This window comes from Microbacterium sp. NPDC007973 (genome assembly GCF_042958465.1).
Classification (GTDB): domain Bacteria; phylum Actinomycetota; class Actinomycetes; order Actinomycetales; family Microbacteriaceae; genus Microbacterium; species Microbacterium galbum.
The window spans coordinates 640,352-660,103 of the sequence record NZ_JBIBJJ010000003.1; the positions used below are offsets into that span (position 1 = coordinate 640,352).

General features: G+C 72.1%; 11 protein-coding genes. 5 read left to right on the forward strand and 6 right to left on the reverse strand.

Annotated elements, in window-relative coordinates:
* From ACFZA2_RS12095 to ACFZA2_RS12105, 3 genes are read left to right on the forward strand one after another with little or no spacing between them, the layout of a single operon-like run.
* Window positions 1-336 carry a lycopene cyclase domain-containing protein gene (locus ACFZA2_RS12095; RefSeq protein WP_391404950.1) on the forward strand — a complete coding sequence of 112 codons (336 nt, stop codon included), beginning with the start codon at window positions 1-3 and terminating at the stop codon, window positions 334-336.
* Window positions 333-650: a lycopene cyclase domain-containing protein gene (locus ACFZA2_RS12100; protein ID WP_391404953.1), complete on the forward strand. Its 318-nt coding sequence runs from the start codon at window positions 333-335 to the stop codon at window positions 648-650. Before ACFZA2_RS12095 ends, ACFZA2_RS12100 begins: the two co-directional genes overlap by 4 nt.
* Complete coding sequence (locus ACFZA2_RS12105; RefSeq protein WP_391404956.1) at window positions 647-1,537, forward strand: prenyltransferase; 891 nt, start codon at window positions 647-649, stop codon at window positions 1,535-1,537. Before ACFZA2_RS12100 ends, ACFZA2_RS12105 begins: the two co-directional genes overlap by 4 nt.
* 392 nt (window positions 1,538-1,929) lie before the next feature.
* Here ACFZA2_RS12105 and ACFZA2_RS12110 read toward each other — a convergent pair whose 3' ends face one another.
* Window positions 1,930-4,881: a UPF0182 family protein gene (locus ACFZA2_RS12110; protein ID WP_363579413.1), complete on the reverse strand. Its 2,952-nt coding sequence runs from the start codon at window positions 4,879-4,881 to the stop codon at window positions 1,930-1,932.
* 43 nt (window positions 4,882-4,924) lie between these two features.
* Window positions 4,925-6,052 (reverse strand): PDZ domain-containing protein, encoded by a 1,128-nt coding sequence (locus ACFZA2_RS12115; protein WP_391404960.1) that lies wholly within the window; start codon window positions 6,050-6,052, stop codon window positions 4,925-4,927.
* 173 nt (window positions 6,053-6,225) lie between these two features.
* Here ACFZA2_RS12115 and ACFZA2_RS12120 point away from each other — a divergent pair, with 173 nt between their 5' ends.
* Window positions 6,226-7,641: a zinc-dependent metalloprotease gene (locus tag ACFZA2_RS12120; protein ID WP_391405310.1), complete on the forward strand. Its 1,416-nt coding sequence runs from the start codon at window positions 6,226-6,228 to the stop codon at window positions 7,639-7,641.
* 964 nt (window positions 7,642-8,605) lie between these two features.
* Here ACFZA2_RS12120 and ACFZA2_RS12125 read toward each other — a convergent pair.
* Both ACFZA2_RS12125 and nudC read right to left on the reverse strand, forming a co-directional pair.
* The gene (locus tag ACFZA2_RS12125) at window positions 8,606-10,357 is read right to left on the reverse strand and encodes an ATP-dependent helicase (protein ID WP_391404963.1); all 1,752 of its coding nucleotides are present in this window, start codon (window positions 10,355-10,357) and stop codon (window positions 8,606-8,608) included.
* Complete coding sequence (gene nudC, locus ACFZA2_RS12130) at window positions 10,354-11,277, reverse strand: NAD(+) diphosphatase (RefSeq protein WP_391404966.1); 924 nt, start codon at window positions 11,275-11,277, stop codon at window positions 10,354-10,356. Before nudC ends, ACFZA2_RS12125 begins: the two co-directional genes overlap by 4 nt.
* Window positions 11,278-11,386: 109 nt before the next feature.
* Between nudC and ACFZA2_RS12135 the strand changes: the two genes are divergently transcribed.
* The gene (locus ACFZA2_RS12135) at window positions 11,387-12,841 is read left to right on the forward strand and encodes a phosphotransferase (protein ID WP_391404969.1); all 1,455 of its coding nucleotides are present in this window, start codon (window positions 11,387-11,389) and stop codon (window positions 12,839-12,841) included.
* Between the two features lie 231 nt (window positions 12,842-13,072).
* Here ACFZA2_RS12135 and ACFZA2_RS12140 read toward each other — a convergent pair whose 3' ends face one another.
* Together ACFZA2_RS12140 and ACFZA2_RS12145 are read right to left on the reverse strand one after the other, a co-directional pair.
* Complete coding sequence (locus ACFZA2_RS12140) at window positions 13,073-16,360, reverse strand: UvrD-helicase domain-containing protein (RefSeq protein WP_391404972.1); 3,288 nt, start codon at window positions 16,358-16,360, stop codon at window positions 13,073-13,075.
* Window positions 16,357-19,500 (reverse strand): ATP-dependent helicase, encoded by a 3,144-nt coding sequence (locus ACFZA2_RS12145; RefSeq protein WP_391405313.1) that lies wholly within the window; start codon window positions 19,498-19,500, stop codon window positions 16,357-16,359. The genes ACFZA2_RS12140 and ACFZA2_RS12145 overlap by 4 nt, the downstream gene beginning before the upstream one ends.
* Window positions 19,501-19,752: the final 252 nt, after the last annotated feature.

A 19,752-nucleotide genomic window follows, 5' to 3' on the forward strand; every position in this document is an offset into this window, starting at 1 on the left:
GTGCCGGGGATCTACCTGGGTGCGATCCTCTTCTCGCTGGTCGGCATGATGCTCATCGACGGGAAGTACTCGCTCGCCCTCCGGGTCGCGCCCGTGCGCACGGTCGTGGCGGTGCTGATCGGGACGGCGTTCTTCCTCGCGTGGGATCTGGTCGGGATCGTCACGGGCGTCTTCGTGAAGGGCGAGAGTCCGCTCTTCGTCGGCGTGATGCTCGCTCCCCACCTGCCCCTGGAGGAGCTGTTCTTCCTCCTCTTCCTCAGCTACCTCACCGTCGTCCTGTTCGCCGTCTTCGAGCGACGCGCGCGGGCGCGAGCCCGCGTGCGGGAGTCGTCGTGACCTACCCGCTCATCGTCGTGCCGTTCGTGGTGCTCACGGCCATCGTGACCGTCTCGACGGTGCGGATGCCGGGATTCCGCCGTCGCATGGCATCCTCCGGGGTCACCGCCCTCGTGCTGGTCGGCCTCACCCTCGTCTTCGACAACCTCATGATCGCCGTCGACCTGTTCTCGTATCCTCAGGAGCACCTGAGCGGGCTGCGGCTCGGCCTCGCGCCGATCGAGGACTTCGCGTACCCCCTGTGCGCGGCGTTCCTGCTCCCGGCGCTGTACACCCTGCTCACGCCCCGCCCTCTGCAGAAGGACTCCGCATGACCACGCCCGCCCTCACCCCCGGTCGCGTGGCGCGCGAGCTCTTCGTGTCGTCGCGGCCGGTCAGCTGGATCAACACGGCCTTCCCCTTCGCCGCCGCCTACCTGCTGACCACGCGGCAGATCGATGCGCCGCTGGTCGTCGGCATCCTGTTCTTCCTCGTGCCGTACAACCTCGCGATGTACGGGGTCAACGACGTGTTCGACTACGAATCCGATCTGCGCAACCCCCGCAAGGGCGGCACGCACGGTGCCGTGCTGGCCAAGCGCATGCACCCCATCACCCTGTGGGCCTCGGCCCTGTCGTGCCTGCCGTTCGTGGTGTACCTCGTGATCATCGGGTCGCCGCTGTCGTGGCTCGTGCTCGCGCTGAGCCTCTTCTTCGTCGTGTTCTACTCGGCGCCCCCGCTGCGGCTCAAGGAGCGCCCGTTCCTGGACTCGATGACCAGCAGCATCCACTTCTTCTCCCCCGCCGTCTACGGGCTCGTGCTCGCCGGTGCGGTCTGGACGTGGCAGCTCGTGTTCGTCTTCATCGCCTTCGCGCTGTGGGGCGTCGCGTCGCACGCCTTCGGCGCGGTGCAGGACGTCGAGGCCGACCGCGCGGCCGACATCTCGTCGATCGCCACCGCCCGCGGAGCCCGCTGGACCGTGCGCTTCGCCCTGACGGCGTACGCGCTGGCGGGGGTGGCGATGCTCTTCACGGCATGGCCGGGGCCGCTGGCCGCCGTCCTGGTCATCCCGTACCTGGTGGTGTGCTGGCCGTACCGGAACGTGACGGATGCCGAGAGCGACCGCGCCACCGCCGGGTGGAACCGCTTCCTGTGGCTCAACCAGATCGCCGGCTTCGGCACGACCATGCTGCTCATCTGGTGGTGGTTCCTGAGCGCCTGAGGCGCTCGTCGGGCGGGGCACCCGGCACCCCGTCGAGTGTCCGGGACACGCCGCTGTCCGCCGGTGGATGCGGCGTGTTTCGGACACTCGCGCTCCCTCCAAGCGCCACACCGACGCGCCTCCCGCGCTGACGAGACGAGGCGCGAGCCGCCCCGCGCCCGCGCGCCGGCGTGCCCTCGCGCCAGAGTGCTGAGGCCGCGGCACCCCCGCGCCCGCGCGGAAACGTCGAGTGTCCAGGACACGCCGCTCGGCGCGCGAGGATGCGGCGTGTCCTGGACACTCGACGGGTTGGGCAGCGCCCGGGAGCGTGTGCGAGCGACCGGAGACACCGGCAACGACAACGCCGGCGCCCCGCGCGAAGCGGGACGCCGGCGTCGTCGTGAGGAGCGAGCTCAGCCCGCGGGCGTGGCCTCGGGGGTCGGCGTCGCGGTGGGCGACAGCGTCGCCGTGCCGCCCTGGCCCTGGCTCTCGAGGTCGAGCAAGCGCTGGACGGCCGCGGTCAGGCGGGCGTCCTGCGTAGCGAACTCGGCGAGGTCACCGCTCGTCAGCGCCGCCTGGCGCGCGCTCAGCGCGTCGCGCGCCTCCTGCAGCGCCGCCGCATAGTCGCCGGCCGGAACCGTCGGATTGGTGGTCGTCCCGTCGCCCGCGTTCTGATCCGTCGGCGTGACCGTCGAGTCACCGGTGCTCGCACCGGAGTCGCCGCCGAACAACGTGTCGAGGGCTTCGCTCAGCGTGTTCTCGAACGCGATCTTGTTGCCGAAGGCGACCAGCACGCGCCGCAGCTGCGGGAGCTTGGTGTCACCCGACGACTGCACGAACACCGGCTGCACGTACAGCAGACCGCCGCCGACGGGGAGGGTGAGCAGGTTGCCCGGGAGCACCTGCGACTGGCCCTGCTGCAGGATGTTGATCTGCGACGACACGTTCGTGTCGGAGTCGAAGGTGTTCTGCACCTGACCCGGACCGGGCACCGTCGTCGTCGAGTCGATCACGAGCATGCGCAATCGTCCGTAGTCCTCGCGCTTGGTCCCCTTGACGTCACCGGCGTTGGCGTCGACGGCGAGGTAGCCGGTCAGCACGTTGCGTGCCTGACCACCCTGGGATGCCGGGATGAAGCTCGTGAACATCGAGAACGTCGGCTCGTCCTGGCTCGGCATCTTCATCGTCAGGTAGTACGGCGGCTGGAAGGTCGCCGGGTCCTGCGGGTCGTTCGGCGTGGTCCACCGGTTGTCCTGGCGGTAGAACGAGGTCGCATCGTCGACGTGGTAGACGCCGAGCATCGAGCGCTGCACCTTCATGAGGTCGGTCGGGTAGCGCACGTGGCTCATGAGGTCGGCCGACATGTCGCTCCAGGGCTTGAGCGACGAGGGGTAGATGTTCTGCCATGCCTGCAGCAGCGGGTCTTGGTCGTCCCATGCGTAAAGCTGCACCGAACCGTCGTACGCGTCGACCGTGGCCTTCACCGAGTTGCGGATGTAGTTGATGTCATCCAGCGCGTAGGTGGGAGCCGGGTTGTTCGAGTCCGCGATGGCCCGCGAGAGCGAGACACCCGTGGAGTACGGGTAGTTCGAGCTCGTGGTGTACCCGTCGATGACCCACTTGATGCGACCGTCGACGACCGTGGGGTACGGGTCGCTGTCGAGCGTCAGGTACGGCGCGACCTTCTGCACTCGCTCCTTGGGGTCGCGGTCGTAGAGGATCTGCGAGTCGGCGTTGACGCTGTCGGAGAAGAGGATCTGCTCCGACTGGAACTTCAGCGCGTAGATGAGGCGGTTGAAGACGTTGCCCACGCTCGGCCCGCCGTTGCCGGTGAACGTCGTGCGGGTCTCGGTGCCGCCATCGGCGCCGAGGGGGTAGTCGAGTTCGATCGGGTCGGTGCCCTCGGGCGCTCCCACGATCGAGTACTGCGGCGAGCTCTCGCCGAAGTACACGCGCGGCTCGTAGTTCAGGTCGGTCAGGAAGCCCGTCCCCGGGATCGCCTGCTCGAGGAACACCGGGTCGCCGTCGGCGGTTCGCTCGTTACCGGCGGCCGCGACCATGCCGTAGCCGTGCGTGTAGACGAGGGTGGTGTTCTGCCACGACGCGGCGTCGCCCAGCTGCCCGATGTTCAGCTCGCGCAGCGACACCACGGTGTCCTGCGTCTTGCCGTCGATCGTGTAGCGGTCGACGTCGAGGGGGTTCGTGAACTGGTAGTAGGCCCGGTACTGCTCGAGCTGGCGGACGGTGGGGCCGATGATCGCCGGGTCCATGATGCGCAGCTGCGCCGTGGACTCGGCGTCGTTGCGCAGCTGACCGGCCTCGGCCTCGGTGGTGGCCTGGAAGTTCTCCTTCTCGACGTTGTCGATGCCGTAGGCGGCCTTCGTCCCGTCGAGGTTGCGCTGGTAGTACTGGCTCTCGAGCGTGAGCTCGTTGGGACGCACCTGGAACGTGGTCACGGCCCACGGGATCGCCGCCCCCACCACGATCGCCGAGACGACCAGGAGGGCGGTTCCGATGAGCGGGTAGCGCCAGCGTCCGATGAACGCCGTCACGAAGAACGCCAGGGCGACGATGACCGCCGCGATCGCGAGGATCGTCTGACCGGGGATGACGGCGTTGGCTCCCACGTACCCGGGACCGGTGATGCGCTCCGACGGCTCCACGAGCTGGCGGAAGCGGTCGAGCCACAGGCTCGCGCCCTGCAGGAGCAGGTAGAGGCCCGCGAGCACGGCGAGCTGAATACGTGCCGCCTTCGAGATGCGCAGCTCGCGCTGGCCGATGCGCACCGAACCGTAGAGGTACGACACGACGCCGGTCAGCAGCAGGCACACCAGCACGACCGCCGACGCGAATCCGAGGGCGGCGGCGTAGAACGGCATCCCGAACAGGTAGAAGCCGGTGTCGAGGCCGAACTGGGGGTCGGTGGTCGAGGTGGCGACGCCGTTGGCCCAGAGCCACGTGGTCTCCCACTGCGCCGAGGCGGCGAAGCCGGCGAAGAAGCCGAAGAAGATCGGGATGCCCCACATCGCCAGGCGGCGCAGCGGCTCGACGACCTCCTGGTAGCGGTCGAGCTGCGAGCTCAGCCGCGCGTAGACGGGGCGGAGGCGGTAGGCCAGCTGGATGACGCCCCAGACCGGGATCGCCATGGCGAGGAAGCCGACGACGAACATCACCGTCCGCGCGATCCATTGGGTGGTCAGCACGCCCGTGAACCCGAGCTGCGAGAACCACAGCCAGTCGGAGTACAGGTTCGCGAAGACGAAGAACGCCACGACCAGCGCGGCGATCACCGCCAGGGTGATCGAGATGATCCGTCGAGAGCGATTCGGGGGCGTGGCCTGGTTCGGCGCTGAGGTCGTGGTCACCCCTTCATCCTAGGCGCGGCCTTCCGGGGGTTCGCCGTGAATGCTACGTTCCCGAACCACACGTGGGCAGCGCGTCGAGATCGCCGCCCTCGCGGATCGTCCGCAGCACCGTCATCGACTGTTCCAGGGTCGAGGTCGAGAACACCCGGATGCCATCGGGCACGTGGCCGACGACCTCATTGCAATTCGACTCCGGGGCGAGGAACACCGTCGCTCCGGCATCCCGCGCTCCGTACAGCTTCTGGCGGATGCCGCCGATCGGGCCCACGTTGCCGTCCGCGTCGATCGTGCCGGTGCCCGCGATGTGCTGGCCACCGGTGAGGTCTCCGTCGCTCATCTTGTCGATGATGCCGAGGGCGAACATCATGCCGGCGCTCGGTCCGCCGACGTCGTTGAGTTGGATCTTCACGTCGACGGGCAGGTCGAAGGACTCCTGCAGGCCGATGCCGAGCAGCCACTGCGGCTGACCGTCCACCTCCGTCTGCTTCGGCGTCACGGTGTCAGTACCCGGGGTGTCGTCGCGGGTGTACGCCACCGTGACCGGCGCTCCGGCCGCGGCCTGCACCGCGGCGCGGACCGCGTCGACGTTGGCCGCGGCCACCGCATCCACCGAGGTGATGACATCGCCCACCTGCAGCGCTCCGGCGGCGGCTCCGGCGTCGTCGACCGTTCCGACGGCGATCTCGCCGGGCACGTCGTAGCCGAGCTCGCGGAGCGCCGCGGCGCTGGCCTCCAGCTGCGAATCGCTCATCAGGGCGGCGTTCTCGGTGTTGCGCTGCTCGGTGGTCTGCCCGGCGGGGAAGATGCGGTCGATCGGCACGACGGCGCGCGAGCGGTCGAACCACGCCTCGGCGAGCTCGAGCCACGAGGGCGTGCGCTCGCGGTTGCCGCTGACCTGGACCGTGAGCAGGTCGAGCTGGCCGGTGGTCGTGCTGTCCTTCTCCTCCGGTACCGAGATGAGCGGGACCTCCTGGCCGTCGGCGGTGGTCGTGGTGCCGAGGGTGTTGAAGACGGGGCCGGGCTGCTGGATGACGTAAGCCGAGGGCAGCAACGACATCACCAGCAGGATGACGAACGCCACCGCGAGCGACCACACGCCGACGACGGAGCCGCGTCGCCGGCGCTGTCGGGGCGCGGGCGCGGGAGAGGCGTTTTCGTCGAACAGCGTCACAGTGGGGAGTCCTTCGTCGGGGTCGTTCGCGCGCGGCGTAAGCGGCGAGGGGCCGGGCCGACTGTTGCGGGGAAACGTGCGACTAGCGTAGATCTCGTTCCCCCAGACCTGGCTGAAAGGCGGCTGAAGTGGCAGACGACGACAAGAGCCCCGAAGAAGAGTTCCAGGAGCTCATGCGTCGCCTCATGTCGGGCGACACCAGCGGCATCGATCCCGAGCAGCTCTCGCGCCTGTCGGGCATGCAGATCGACCCCGCGATGCTGCAGCAGGTGATGAATCAGCTCCAGGGCGCGTTCAACGGCACGCAGGAGGGCGTCGACTGGAGCCTCGCGGAGCGCCAGGCCCTGCACATCGCGAACCAGGACGGTCTCGGGGTGACCACCGGCCAGCGCACCGACCTGGATCAGGCCTTCACCCTCGCGGGTCTCTGGCTGGGCGAGGCGACGGCGATCAGCGACCTCCCGCGCCCCCCGCGCGCCGTCACGCGCGGCGCCTGGGTGAGCGCAACCCTGCCGGTGTGGCAGGAGCTCGCGGAGCCCGTGGCCACGAGCATCGCCGACGCGCTCACCGCCGCCCTCGGACAGCAGGCCCCCGACGACATGCAGGACATGATCGCGGGTGCCGGACGACTCATGCGCACCGTCGGCGGATCGCTGTTCGCCACGCAGCTGGGTCACGTCGTCGGACGCCTGTCGACCGAGGTCGTGGGCGGCGGAGACGTCGGCATCCCGCTCATGCCCGACGGCGACGCGGCGATCCTGCCGCAGAACTTCGCGGACTTCGGCCGCGACCTCGAGATCCCCGACGATCAGCTCGCCCTCTACCTCGCCACGCGCGAACTCGCCCATGCACGCCTTTTCCGGCACGCGCGGTGGCTGCGGCTGCACGTCATCTCGCAGGTGCGCGACTTCGCGCACGGCATCCGCGTCGACACCGACGCGCTCGAGGAGCTCGCCACGCGCTTCGACCCGTCGCAGCCCGACGAGCTCCGCGGCGCGCTCGAGAGCGGAGCACTGCTGCCCGAACGCTCCGAGGAGCAGACGGCGGCGCTCACGCGGCTCGAGAACCTGCTCGCGACCATCGAGGGATGGGTCGACGTCGTGACCGAGGACGCCACCTCGCGCCTGCCTTCGGCCGCCCGCATCGCCGAGGCCGTGCGGCGCCGCCGCGCGGTGGGCGGTCCCGCCGAGCAGGCCCTCGGCTCGCTCGTGGGCCTGGAGCTGCGGCCCCGGCGCATGCGCGAAGCCGCCGCCATGTGGCGCGCCGTGACCGCGGCCGTCGGCGTCGAGGGCCGCGACGCGCTGTGGGACTACCCCGACCTCATGCCCTCGTCCGACGACATCGACGACCCGGCCGCCCTCATCGCCCGTGTCACCGCCGCCTCCCGCGGCGAGGCCGCCCCCGCCGACGCAATGGACGACGCGCTCGCCCAGCTGCTGGCCGAGGAGGCCGGCGGCGGCCGATCGGATGCCGACTCCCCGACGACCTCGGCCGATGCGGACGGCCGTGAATCGACGGATACCGACGGCCCGGCGCCCGGAGCCGACCCCGACGACGACGCCGCACCGGGAGACCAACGACCGGTGTGACGGCGATGATCGTGGCGAAGGGCTGAGGCTCCTCGCCACGGTCGTTCGTGCGGGTGCGGACGGGTGCGGTCGCGCGGGGCCCGCGAGCACGTGGCTGTGGGCGGCGCGGGCTGGGTCGGCGCCGGGGCGGGTTGGTCGGCGTGGGTCGGGTTCGTCGGCGTGGGTCGGGTTCGTCGGCGCGGGGCGGGTTCGTCGCGGCGTACGCGGGTCGGCCGGCGCGGTGACGCCTCCTCCCCACCCCGTCCTCACCCACGGGTGAGTGTGGACAACGGCATCCCGGGACGAGGACCGCGCGATGATCGGGCCATGATCCGCCTCTCCCCCTCCGCCGTCCCCCTCTGGCGCGATGACGGCCGCGTGCAGTTCGGCGCTCCGGCTCTCGCCGTCACCCCCTCCGCCGCAGAGTGGGTCGACGTCGTCGTGAGCGCTCTCGTCGAGGGCACGACGCACGCGGCCGTCCGCAGCCTGGCGCGCCTGCACGGCGCGCCCGAGAGCGAGGCCGACGAGTTGCTCGCGGCCCTCGGCCCCGCGCTGCGCACGCGCCGACGGCATCCCCCGATCGCGCTCCAGACCGCCGACGATCTGCCACCACGCGCCGTCCGTGCGGTCCTGGCCGCCCTCCCCGCGCGCAGCCGGGTGCTCCCGTGGGCCGGGCCGCTGGCGGAAACGGCCCCACCGGGCACCGTGGTCGTGATGCTCGGCGCCTACCGCGTCGACCCGCGTCGGGCCGCGACGTACATGCGCGACGACGTCACGCACCTCCCGCTCACGCTCGACGGAGGGCGGGCGCGGATCGGCCCGGTGGTACGGCCGGGCCGCACGGCCTGCCTGGCCTGCCTCGACGCCGATCGACGTCGCGACGATCCGCAGTGGCCGGTCGTGGCCCCGCAGTTGATCGGACGCCCCCGACCCGACGTCGACGTCGCCCTCGCCGCCGAGGCCGGGCGCGCCGCGCGATTTCTGCTCAGCGCCCCGACCGGGGTGTCGACGAGGTCGCTGCGCCTCGACGTCGATTCGTTCCCGCGGGTCTGGGAGCTTCATCGGCCGAGCGCAGACTGCCACTGCCGATCTCCCGCAGGAAGCGCGACGGCGACCGCTCCATCCGCCCGTAGCCGCGAGCCCAGCTCACTGACAACGTCCGCGCGGCGCGCGTGACCCCGACGTAGGCGAGACGACGTTCCTCGTCGACCGCCTCGAACGTCTTGGCATACGAGATGGGCAGCAGCCCCTCACTGACACCGACGAGGTAGACGTGGTCCCATTCGAGACCCTTCGCGGCATGCAGGGTGGCCAGAGTGACCGTGCGGGTCGTCGGCTCGTGCTGATCGCGCGCGCGTGCCTGCAGATCATCGGTGAAACCGCGCAGGTCGGTGCCCTCCGGCGCCTCCTCGGCCAGGCGCAGCAGCGCCGCGCGCGCCTCCCATGCCTCGCGCAGGGCGCCGCCCGCCTCCGGCGGGTCGTCGGTGAGGCCGATGCTGCGCAGCACGTCGCGCACCGTCGGGAGGAATCCCGTCTGCATCGGAGCGACCGAGGCAGCCCGCAACGCCATGAGCGCCTGGCGCACCTCGGGCAGGTCGAAGAACTTGCGTCCTCCGAGCACGGATGCCGCGATCCCCACCGCGGCGAGAGCCGAGAGCACCGCGGCGGACTGCGCGTGCGATCGATACAGCACGGCGATGTCGTGCGGATCGACGCCGCGGGCCAGAGCCTCGGCGATCGAGCGCGCGACGGCCGCGGCCTCGGCCTCGTCGTCGTCGTAGGCGCGCACGGTCGGCACCGGAGCCTCGTCGGCGCGGGCCGCGACCAGCTCGAGGGCGCCCGCCCGGCCGCGCATGAGGTCGTTGGCGACGGCGAGCACGGGCGCGGCGGATCGGTAGTTGCGCTCGAGGCGCACCACGCGTGCGTCGTCGTGCGTGCGTTCGAACTCCAGCAGGTATCGCGCGTCGGCTCCGGTGAAGGAGTACACCGTCTGGCTCGCGTCGCCGACGACGCAGAGGTCGCGCCGGTCGCCGAGCCACAGGTCCAGGAGGCGGTTCTGCAGGGGCGAGACGTCCTGGTACTCGTCGACGGTGAAGTGACGGTACTGCTCGCGCACCGCCGCCGCGACCCTCGGCTCCGCCTCGATCATGCCCGCGCAGGTCAGCAGGACGTCTTCGAAGTCCATCTGTCGACGCTCGTCCTTGAGTTTCTCGTAGGCACGCTGCAGCGCGACCACCTGGTCGACACCGAGACGACCGACACCCTCAGGTCGATCCGACGCATACTGCTCGATCGAGCGCAGGGTGACCTTCCGCCACTCGATCGCCGCCGCCACGTCGCGCAACGTCGCGGTATCGGGGGCCAGCCCCACCCCGTCGGCGGCATGCGCGAGCATCCGCACCTTGTTGTCGATGATCGACGGGGCCTGGTCGCCCGCGAGCGTCGGCCAGAAGAAGTTGACCTGGGCCAGGGCTGCGGCGTGGAACGTGCGCGCCGACACCCCCGACACCCCGAGTGCACGGAGTCGGCCCCGCATCTCCCCCGCCGCCTTCGCGGTGAAGGTCACCGCCATCACCCGCTGCGGCGAATACGCCCCCGTGTCGACCCCGTGCGCGATGCGCCGCGTGATGACGCGGGTCTTGCCCGTTCCGGCACCCGCGAGCACGCAGACCGGACCCCGGAGGGCGCGCGCCGCCTCGAGCTGGTGCTCGTCGAGGCCGTCGAGAGGCCCCGTCATGCGACGCCCCGGAACCAGTCGTCGATCAGCTTGCGGGCGATGGATGCCGGCCCCGGCAGCTGCACCGATCCCTCGCCCTTGAGGGAGGCGCCGATCTCGTCTCGGTCGAACCAGCGCACCTCGACGATCTCCTCGCCGTCGGCACGTGCTTCGTCATCGGCCACCACGCGCGCGCGGAAGCCCAGCATCAGCGAACGCGGGTACGGCCACGCCTGCGAGCCTCGGTACGAGATGTCGTCGAGCCGCACGCCCGACTCCTCGCCGACCTCGCGGCGCACCGCGTCTTCGAGCGACTCCCCCGCTTCGGCGAACCCGGCGAAGCAGGAGTACCGGTCTCCACCCCAGGCGGCGTTCGCGCCGAGCAGGATGCGATCCTCCGACTCGGCCGACTGCACCAATACGATCACCGCGGGGTCGGTGCGGGGGAAGTGCTCACGTCCGCACGAGGGGCAGTGCCGTGACCATCCGGCGTGCCGGAGGTCGGTACGCGCCCCGCACGCGGGGCAGAAGGGCGCGTCGCGCAGCCAGCCCGCCAGAGCGACGGCGGTGGTGAGGAGCTCCGCCTCCGACTCGGGCAGATCGCCCCCGGCGGTGCGCAGCGCGGCCCATTCGGCATTCCGGATGAGATCGTCGGGGGCGTCGTCGGGCAGCACCGCGAGCAGGAGGGCGACCCCGTCGACGGTGCGCCCCAGGAAGGCCCATTCGTGTACCTCGACATCGGCGGTTGCCAAATGCCCGCGCTCCAGCAGCGCGAGGCGACCGGCACGCACCGGCGCCGCGTCGCGCCGCACCGCCAGGATCCGGGTCGCCGTGTCGGCTCGAACGCGCTCGAGGAGCCCCTCATCGTCGCGCTCCGCTCCGGAGCGGTCGACGCGCAACGGAAGCGGGGAATCGGCCGGGGCGGACGCGGGATGCGGCATCGGACACCTCTCTGACGGGCGGACGCGGACGGGCGGATCGACGGCCCGACCTCACCGCAGAAGGGCGTGGCGCAGGCAGACGGGAGAAAGCCCGACCTACCCTGGGGGCATGGCACGCTCGCCCCTCATTTTAGCCGCGTCGGCGACGGCGGCCCTCCCGCGCACCGCCATCACCAACGTCAGCGTGCTGACTGAGAACAGCGGTGGACGCTTCGATTCCGCCCTCGCTCGAACCGATGACGGGCGCGAGGTCGTGGTGCGCATGCCGGCGACCGAAGAGGCCTCGGCCGACATCGCCGCCGAGACCCGGGCGCTGCACGCGCTCACCGCGGGCGTGCGGGCGCTGCTGCCTTTCGCGGTGCCCGAAGTGCTCGGCGAGGCCGGCTCCGGCATCCAGCGCGTCCTCGTCGTCGATCACATCGACGGATACCGCATCGACCCCGCGCACCTGCCGAAGGGCCCGGGGTACGCCCCCGCCATCGGCGGAGCGCTGGCCGCGGTGCACGCCCTCCCCGTGTCGATCGTGCGCACCGACGGCCTGCCCGTGCGCTCCCCCGAGCAGGTGCGCGACGATGTCCGACGCCTCCTCGACCGTGCCGATGCGACGGGCCGGGTCGGCGACGATCTCATGATGCGCTGGCGGCGCGCTCTCGAGGTCGACGACCTCTGGCGTTTCGAGTCCGCCGTGATCCTCGGCGGAGCGACGAGCTCCTCCATCGTGCTCGCGGACGATGAGCATGATGTGCCGCACGTGGTGGGCATCCTGGATTGGGCGGGACTCAGCGTCGGCGATCCCGCCGTCGACCTGCGCTGGCTGGCCTCCTCGCCGCTGGCGGCCGACGACGTGCACGCCGGGTACGCCGCCGCTGGCGAACGCTCGCCCGATCCGCTGCTGCGCGAACGTGCCCGCCTGTACGCGGAGCTCGAGTTCGCCCGGTGGCTCGTCCACGGTCACGACGCCGGCGAGAGCGAAGTCGTCGCCGACGCGGTCGCCCTGCTCGACGCCCTGGCGGACGGCGTGCGCGGCGACCACATCGTCCCGGACTCGCGCAGCGACATCGACGATGCGCTGGCCCTCGTCGAGGCCGTTCCGCCCGTCGTCGCCCCCGCCGTCGTCGACACCTCGATGCAGACGGACGCCTACGATCCCGAGGCCCTCTCGCTGTACCTCTCCGCCGAGCGCGATCGGGTGGCAGCCGCCGAAGCGCTCGCCGAGGCCCTCGACACCCCCGGACCGGATGCCGACACCGGCGCGATCCACATCGACCAGCTGCCGGCGCGCGACGACATCGATCCCGAAGCGACCGCACCGCTCGACCTGGACGGGTGGGACGACGGGGCACGCGAATCCACGCCGATCCCGCGCGCAGAGTCCAGCGCGCCGCCGGCGACGTCGGACCTCCCCGGTGCCTCGGAGATCCCCGTCACCGACGAAGAGACCCCGCTCCACCAGCCCCGCGCCTCCGACGACCCGGTGTTCACCGCGGTCGACGACGAGGAGGACGCTGCGCGCGCGAGCCGCGCGGCGCTCCGCCGGTGGGGCGTGTCGGACGACACCGTCTGAGCCCGCATCGCACGCACCCGACCGAAGGTACTGCGGGCGTCTGGGGTGACACCGCCCGAGCCAGCGTCGCGCGCACCCGACCCGAACGGCTCGGGGCAGGCTGGCTCGGCTGCGTTCCCGCCCCGGCCTCTTCGCGCTCCCACGTCGCCCGTGGCCGACAGCCACGCGGGCAGGACGCCTCGCCCCGCTTCACCCGCGCAGAGCGTGCACCTCGGCCCGGCAGCGGCCCCGTCAGCCGCGCAGCACCAACTCGTCGCCGACGTAGAACAGGGCGACGTCGATGCGGTCGAGATCGATGCCGTGCTTGGCGTGGTACGCCTCCCGGTACAGCTCCAACTGCACCATGCGCGCACGGCGCTCGGCCTCGCTCGCGGGCGGGCGGCCCGTCTTCCAGTCGACGATCTCGTATCGGTCGCCGCGTCGGTACACGGCATCCAGCTTGCAGATGACGACGTGATCGCGCCCGTCGAGTCGCCGCGTGACGAAGTCGATCTCGGTCTCGACCTCGAGGGGGCGCAGCGGCGCCCACTCCGATCGCTCGAAACATTCGCGCAGGCGCTGCAGCTCGGCGGCGTCGGCGTTCGATGCGCCTCCCTCGTCGTCATCCCAGAGCGCGTCGTCGTCGAGGCCGATGCCCGATCCGACGAGTCCCGAGCGCTGCTCGACCCACGCGTGGAACAGGGTGCCGAGACGTGTCTGCCGGTACGGACGCTCCGGCATGGGGCGGCGCAGGTCGTCGACGGCGCCCCCGTAGTCGGCGACGAAGTCCTTGAACTTGGATGCCGGGATGCGCGTCGGGGCGGGCGCGTGTGCAGGGCGCAGCCGAGCGGCCCGCTCGGCCAGGAGCAGCTCGAGGTCGGGATCGGCGTCAGCCGCCGGCTCGGCCCTCGCGGCCTGCGCCTGCGTCGCCGCGGCGGCGACCGCGGTGCGGCGGGAGCCCAGCGGATCGAGCGGCCAGTGCAGGAGCCGCCGCTCGCCGTCGTAGGGGTCGTCGCCCGGGTCGTCGATCACCGGATCGAGACCGAGCGCTTCGACGGACTCGTCGAGGAAGACGCTCGGACGACGGGGACGCTTCGTCCCCGACCAGCTCGACCCCGACAGCAGCAGATGGTCGCGGGCGCGGGTGAACGCGACGTAGGCGAGGCGGCGGTCCTCATCGAGCTGACGCGCCCGATTGTCGGCGACGAAGGCGTCGATCGCCGCTTTGAGGTCCTGCTGCGTCTCGGCGCCGCGCCACGCGAACACCGGCAGCCACGCCGAGTCGCCGCGGAACTCCGAGGGAAGGATGCCGAAGCCGAGCCACCCCTTGGTATCGCGGGCGAGAGAAGGCAGCTCGTCGGTCACGAGACGCACCACGGCCACGGCATCCCACTCGAGCCCCTTCGACCCGTGGATCGTCAACAACTGCACGACGTCGTCCTCGGGCGGCTCGGTCCGCGGAGCGAACTCATCGGCCTGCTCGGCGTGGTCGAGCCAGGCCAGCAGACTCGAGACCGACCCGGACTCGTCGGCGGCGAGGAAGCCGCGGATCTCGTCCACGAAGGCGCGCAGCTGCGCCGACGCGATGCGTGCGGGACCGCGTGCCTCGTTCGCCGCGAGCTCGATGTCGAGCCGCAGTTCCGTCTCGATCAGGCGAACGAGCTCGGGCACGGGAGCGCCCACGCTGCGACGCAGCCCCGCGAACACCGCCCCCGCCTCGCGTAGTCGCGCGCGTCCGTCGGGGGTGATGTCGGCCAGCCACCCGTGCGTGTCGCTCTGCCGAGTGACAAAATCGAGTGCGTCGACGAGCGAGGCGCGGTCGGCACCCGGGGTGGATCGGAGCCGATCGACGACCTCGGGCGCCAGCGGCTGCAGCGCCACGTCGTGCGTGGCAAGACGCCGTGCCAACTGGGCCAGCGCGCGCAGGTCGGCGAGACCCACCGCCCACCGCGGTCCGGAGAGGAGGCGGATCAGCGCCGACCCCGCCTCGGGGTCGCTGATCACCCGGAGCACGGACACGACGTCGACCACCTCGGGCGTGGTGAGGAGCCCGCCGAGTCCGAGGATGCGGTGCGGGATGCCGCGTCGGCCGAGCGCGTCGCCGAAGCGCACCATGTGCTTCTTGCTGCGGAACAGCACCGCACCGGTCGTGGAGCGCCCGTGGGCGGCACGCGCGGCGCGCACGCCGACGAACCAGGCCGCGACGCGATCGGCCTCAGCATCCAGATCGTTTCCGAAGACCGTCTCGACGAGTCCCTCCGGCGCACCGGGGCGGGAGCGCAGCTCCTCGACCGCCACCGCCGCGCGGGGCGCCAGGGGGGCGAGTACCGCGTTGGCCGCGGTGAGCACCTGCGCGCTGTTGCGCCAGCTCGTGAGCAGAGCGAAGCGCTGACACTCGGTGCCGGGTGCGAAGGCGTCGGGGAATCCGCCGAGGTTGCCCGCGCTCGCCCCGCGCCAGGCGTAGATGGCCTGATGGGGATCGCCCACCGCCATCACGCCCGTGCCGCCGAACAGCGTCGCCAACAGGTCGGTCTGCACGACAGACGTGTCCTGGTACTCGTCGAGCAGCACGACGCGATAGCGGGCGCGCAGCTCGGCCACCACGGCCGGGTGCTCCCGTGCGATCCGCAGGGCGCCGGCCACCTGGTCGGCGAAGTCCATCACCCCGAGTCGGGCCTTCTCGCGGTCGTAGGCGGCCGCGAGGGTCGCCAGCAGCGACAACGCCGAGACCTTCGCGGCGGCCTCCCCGACCTCCTTGTAGACGCTCACCCGCGCGGAGGTCGAGGGCCGCTCCACGATCCGTCCGAACTGCTCGGGGAACGCGGCGAGCTCGTCGAGATCGACGAGGTTGTCCACCCCGTCGCGCGCGATGCGCAACGCGGCGTCGATCAGCGTGCGGGGCGACTCCTGGCGCTCCTCGAGGCGTGGATCGTCGGAGGCGAACACCACGCGTCGCATGAGCAACCACGCCGCCGACTCCGACAGCACCGCGGCTTCGGCATCCCGACCGATCCGCAGGCCGTGCTCGCGCACGATCGCGTCCGCGAAGCTGTTGTAGGTCGACACCGTCGGCCGGTGCAGCAGCTGATCACCGTCGTGCGAATCCGGCACCTCGGCACCGGTCTCCGCCACCAGGGCATCGAGCGCCTCCCGGCGCGCCGCGTCGCCCCGCGCGCCCTCGAGGGCGGCGAGCTCGGTGAAGACCGCGAGGCGGCCGTCCGCGTGCAGGCGCGGAAGGAAGGGAAGGAGCCCCCGCACCTCGAACTCCGACAGGCGCTGCAGTCGGCGTTGGATGCGCTCGGCCAGCTCCCCCGCGGCCTTGCGCGTGAACGTCAGCCCCAGTACCTCGTCGCGGCGCACGAGGGCGTTCGCGACGAGCCACACGACGCGACCGGCCATGGTCTCGGTCTTACCGCTGCCGGCCCCCGCGACGACGAGGGCGGGCGCAAGTGGCGCCTCGATCACGGCGGTCTGCTCGACGGTGGGCGGGAACTGGCCGAGGGCCGCGGCGATCGTCGCCGCGGACAACACCTCGCTCACGAGGCGCTCACCGCCGAGACCGTGTGGATGCGACAGAGACCGTACGAGAACTCGTCCCGGCAGTGCACCTCGTAGGGGGCGGCGAACGTCGTGCCGCGCATGATGTCGACCGCTCCTTGTACCCGCGAGACGAAGGCCGCCCGCTGCTCGTCATCGAACGGCTTCTGCGTCGGCTCGGCGTAATCCTTCGTCGAGGCGGTCGGGCGCAGCACAAGCAGCTTCGCCCCGCCGGAGGCCAGGCCGGCGACCTGTTCGATCGCACCCGACGAGAACGCCAGCTGGTAGGCCGCGAGCTGAGGGTTGTCGGCGACCTTGGCGTCGGTCTGGGGCTCGCTCTTCCCGGTCTTCAGATCGACGATGACGACCTCGCCGGCCGGTGTGAGCTCCACCCGATCGATGTCGCCGCTGAGAACGGCGCCGTGCTCACCGGCATCGGGAACGGGGATGGGGACCTCGAAATGCCGCTCCGCGCCGATGAGGCGGCCGCCGGCGTCGTCGAAGCGCCGCAGGTAGGCGGCGAGCCGTCTCACGAGGTCGCGGGCGCGGGTGCGCTCCGCCCGCTCGCGCCACGCCGCGTCGAACACGAGCTCGCCCCACCGCTCGTCGACCACGGCCCAGAGGTCGTCTTCGGACGAGGATGCCGCGGTCTCGAGTGCCGCATGGATGATGGTCCCGATGCCGGCCGTCGTGCCACCGCGGTCGCCGCCGAGGTCGGCGATCACCCAGTCGAGCTGGCATTCCTCCAGCGCGTGCAAGCGGGACGGCGAGACGCGGACGTCTTCGCGTTCGAGGTCGCGCAGCGGCGCCGTGGAGCTCGGCGGCGCGACGCCGTACCAGTCCTCGACGGCGGCACCGGCGACCCCGGCGCCCGCGAGGATCGCGAGCTGGCCGGCGGCGTGCGCCCTCTCGCCCGCGGGAACGCGCGGGGCCGTCAGGGAACGGCGATGCCGGGCGACGAGCCCGCGCAGCGACAGCGGATGCTCGGGGATGGCCGCGGCCGGTTCGGGAGTGGGGAGCATCTCGAACAGCACGCTGGGCCCGGTGTCGTCGTCGTCGACGGCCGTCACGATCACGAGGGCGTCCGCACGGCTGACGGCCCGCACGAACAATCGCAGCTCGTCGTGCATCGCGGCGCGGCGACGGTCGAGCATGCCCGCGGCGGGAAGGTCGGGATTCTGCACGGCGTCGGCCAGACGCCAGGTCTCGAGCAGTCCCCCACGCAACCGCGTGTTCGGCCACACGCCGTCCTGCACCCCCGCGATGACGACGGTGTCGAACGCCGTTCCGGCCGCGGCTGCGGGGGTGAGCACCCGCACGGTGTCGACGACGGCCGGTTGCTCGATGCGGTCTTCGGCGACGTCGGAGTCGAGCACCGACCGCAGGAACACCGACGCTTCTCCGTCGGGTTCGCGCTCCGTGTAGCGCTTCGCTGCCTGGAACAGCGCCACGACCGCATCGAGATCGCGATCGGCCTGCTCGGCGACCGCACCGTGTCCTCTCGCCGCTTCGCGCCAGGTGCGCGAGAGGGCGCTGCGCTCCCACGCTGTCCACAGCAGCTCGTGCGCGGTCGCCTGCTGCAGGGCTTGCCCGCGCAGAGCGCTCAACGTCTCGCCGAGACGGATGGCGCGACGGGCCTCGCGCGAGTCGATCACGGCGAGCTCGAGGGGGAAGCGCACCCCCGACACGAGCAGGTCGGTCGCGGGGCGCGTGCCCCCGGCCGTGACCTCGTCGTGGCGCAGAGCCGTGCGCAGACGCCGCAGCTCGATGGCATCGAGCCCGCCGAAGGTGCCCAGCAATGCATCGACGACCTCGTCGGCCACCCACTCGTCGGGATCCGTCATGCCCAGTTCGACCAAGCGCACGAGGTCGCGCACCGGGCGCTGCGCCCCCAGCGCCAGCCCGGGTCCACTCGCGCGGGCCGGAACCTCGCGCGCGGCCAGCTCGGCCTCCAGCGTCGCCACCTGCCGGGAGTCGTGGGCGATGACGGCGCACGAACTCCACGGGATGCCTTCGAGAACGTGCCGCTCGCGCAGCAGACGCGCGATCGCGTCGGCTTCTTCCGCGGGCGAGCGCAGCAGGTAGGTGCGCACCGATCCCTGCGCGGCCGCCCCCTCGGGCGCGCGACGGTGGGCGACGACGCCGGCGGCCCCGATCCGGGATGCCACCTGCCGCACCAGGTCGATCTGCTCGGGCGTGCCGCGATGCGGCGTGCCGAGTGCGGCGGTCGTGCCGAGCTCGCGGGCGAGCCGCGCGAAGTTCTCGGGCGTCGCGCCGCGGAACGCCCCCGACCCGACGTCCGGATCGCCGAAAGCGACGACGCCGATGCCCACGGTGCGGCAGGCGCGCAGCAGATCGATCCCGCCGGCGGTGAGCTCCTGCGCGTCGTCGACGAGGATGCACCGCAACGTCGAGAAGCGCCCGAGCAGCTCGCGCTCGGAGCGCGCGGCGTCGAGGACGGCGACGGCCTCGCGCGCGAGATCGGCCGCGTCGCGGTGAGCGCCGCGCATGGCCGACCGCACCGCGCGGTACTCGTCGGCGAATGACGCCAGCGATGCCCACACCGGAAGGTCGTGGCGCTCGGCGAGCAGCGCGAGGTCGTTCGAGGTGACGCCGAGCTCCGTGCACTCGGCGAGGAAGGCGCGGAGATCGCCGCGGAACCCGCGGGTGGCGCGGATCGTCGGCCCCAGCCACTCGGGCCAGCGCGACAGGCCCTCGAGTTCGTCGATGGCATCGCCCTCGAGCAGATCGCGGATGATCTGATCCTCGTCGCCTCCGGTGAGCAACTGCGGCGGCTCCGCGCCCCGCCGCACCTCGGCCCCGCGCACCAGCTGGAAGGCGAACGACGCCACCGAGCGCGCCAGCGCGCCCGAGGTGGCGCGGTCGACCGCGAGGGCGAGGGGGTCGCGCAAGGCCGTGGCCGCCGGCCGGGTGGGGGTGAGCACGAGCAGGTCGTCGGGGTCGACACCGGATGCGACGAGCTCGCGCACGCGCGAGAGCAGGGTGGTCGTCTTGCCCGAGCCCGGCGCGCCGACCACCACACCGCTCGCGTCGGCGGGCCAGGCGACGACGGCACGCTGATCGCGATCGAGACCCCCGCGCTCACGCACGGCGCCGAGGGCGGCGGCATCCGTCATCTGCATGTGCTCCACGGTAATCGCGACCTCCGACATCGGCGGGGCGCGACGGGCGGCTGCGGTCTCCCGCGTCGGCTGGGAAGGGCCGCCGCGGCCGGCGGGCGCGCCGCCGCCCCCGGGCCGGGACGGGCCGCGAGGGCCAGCGCGGCACGGGCAGAGGCGGCCAGACCGAGGCGGGCCGGGGGGACCGCCTGGGGCGGGCCGCGGCGGCCGGGGCGGGGCGGACCTCGGCGTACGCCCGAAGCCGAGCCCACCGCG

What these genes read in the sequence shown, in the direction of transcription:
- ACFZA2_RS12105 (WP_391404956.1), top strand. Translation starts at nt 647, where the DNA reads ATGACCACGCCCGCCCTCACCCCCGGTCGCGTGGCGCGCGAGCTCTTC.
- ACFZA2_RS12135 (WP_391404969.1), top strand. Translation starts at nt 11,387, where the DNA reads ATGGCACGCTCGCCCCTCATTTTAGCCGCGTCGGCGACGGCGGCCCTC.
- ACFZA2_RS12145 (WP_391405313.1), bottom strand. Translation starts at nt 19,500, where the DNA reads ATGCAGATGACGGATGCCGCCGCCCTCGGCGCCGTGCGTGAGCGCGGG.
- ACFZA2_RS12125 (WP_391404963.1), bottom strand. Translation starts at nt 10,357, where the DNA reads ATGACGGGGCCTCTCGACGGCCTCGACGAGCACCAGCTCGAGGCGGCG.
- nudC (WP_391404966.1), bottom strand. Translation starts at nt 11,277, where the DNA reads ATGCCGCATCCCGCGTCCGCCCCGGCCGATTCCCCGCTTCCGTTGCGC.
- ACFZA2_RS12120 (WP_391405310.1), top strand. Translation starts at nt 6,226, where the DNA reads ATGCGTCGCCTCATGTCGGGCGACACCAGCGGCATCGATCCCGAGCAG.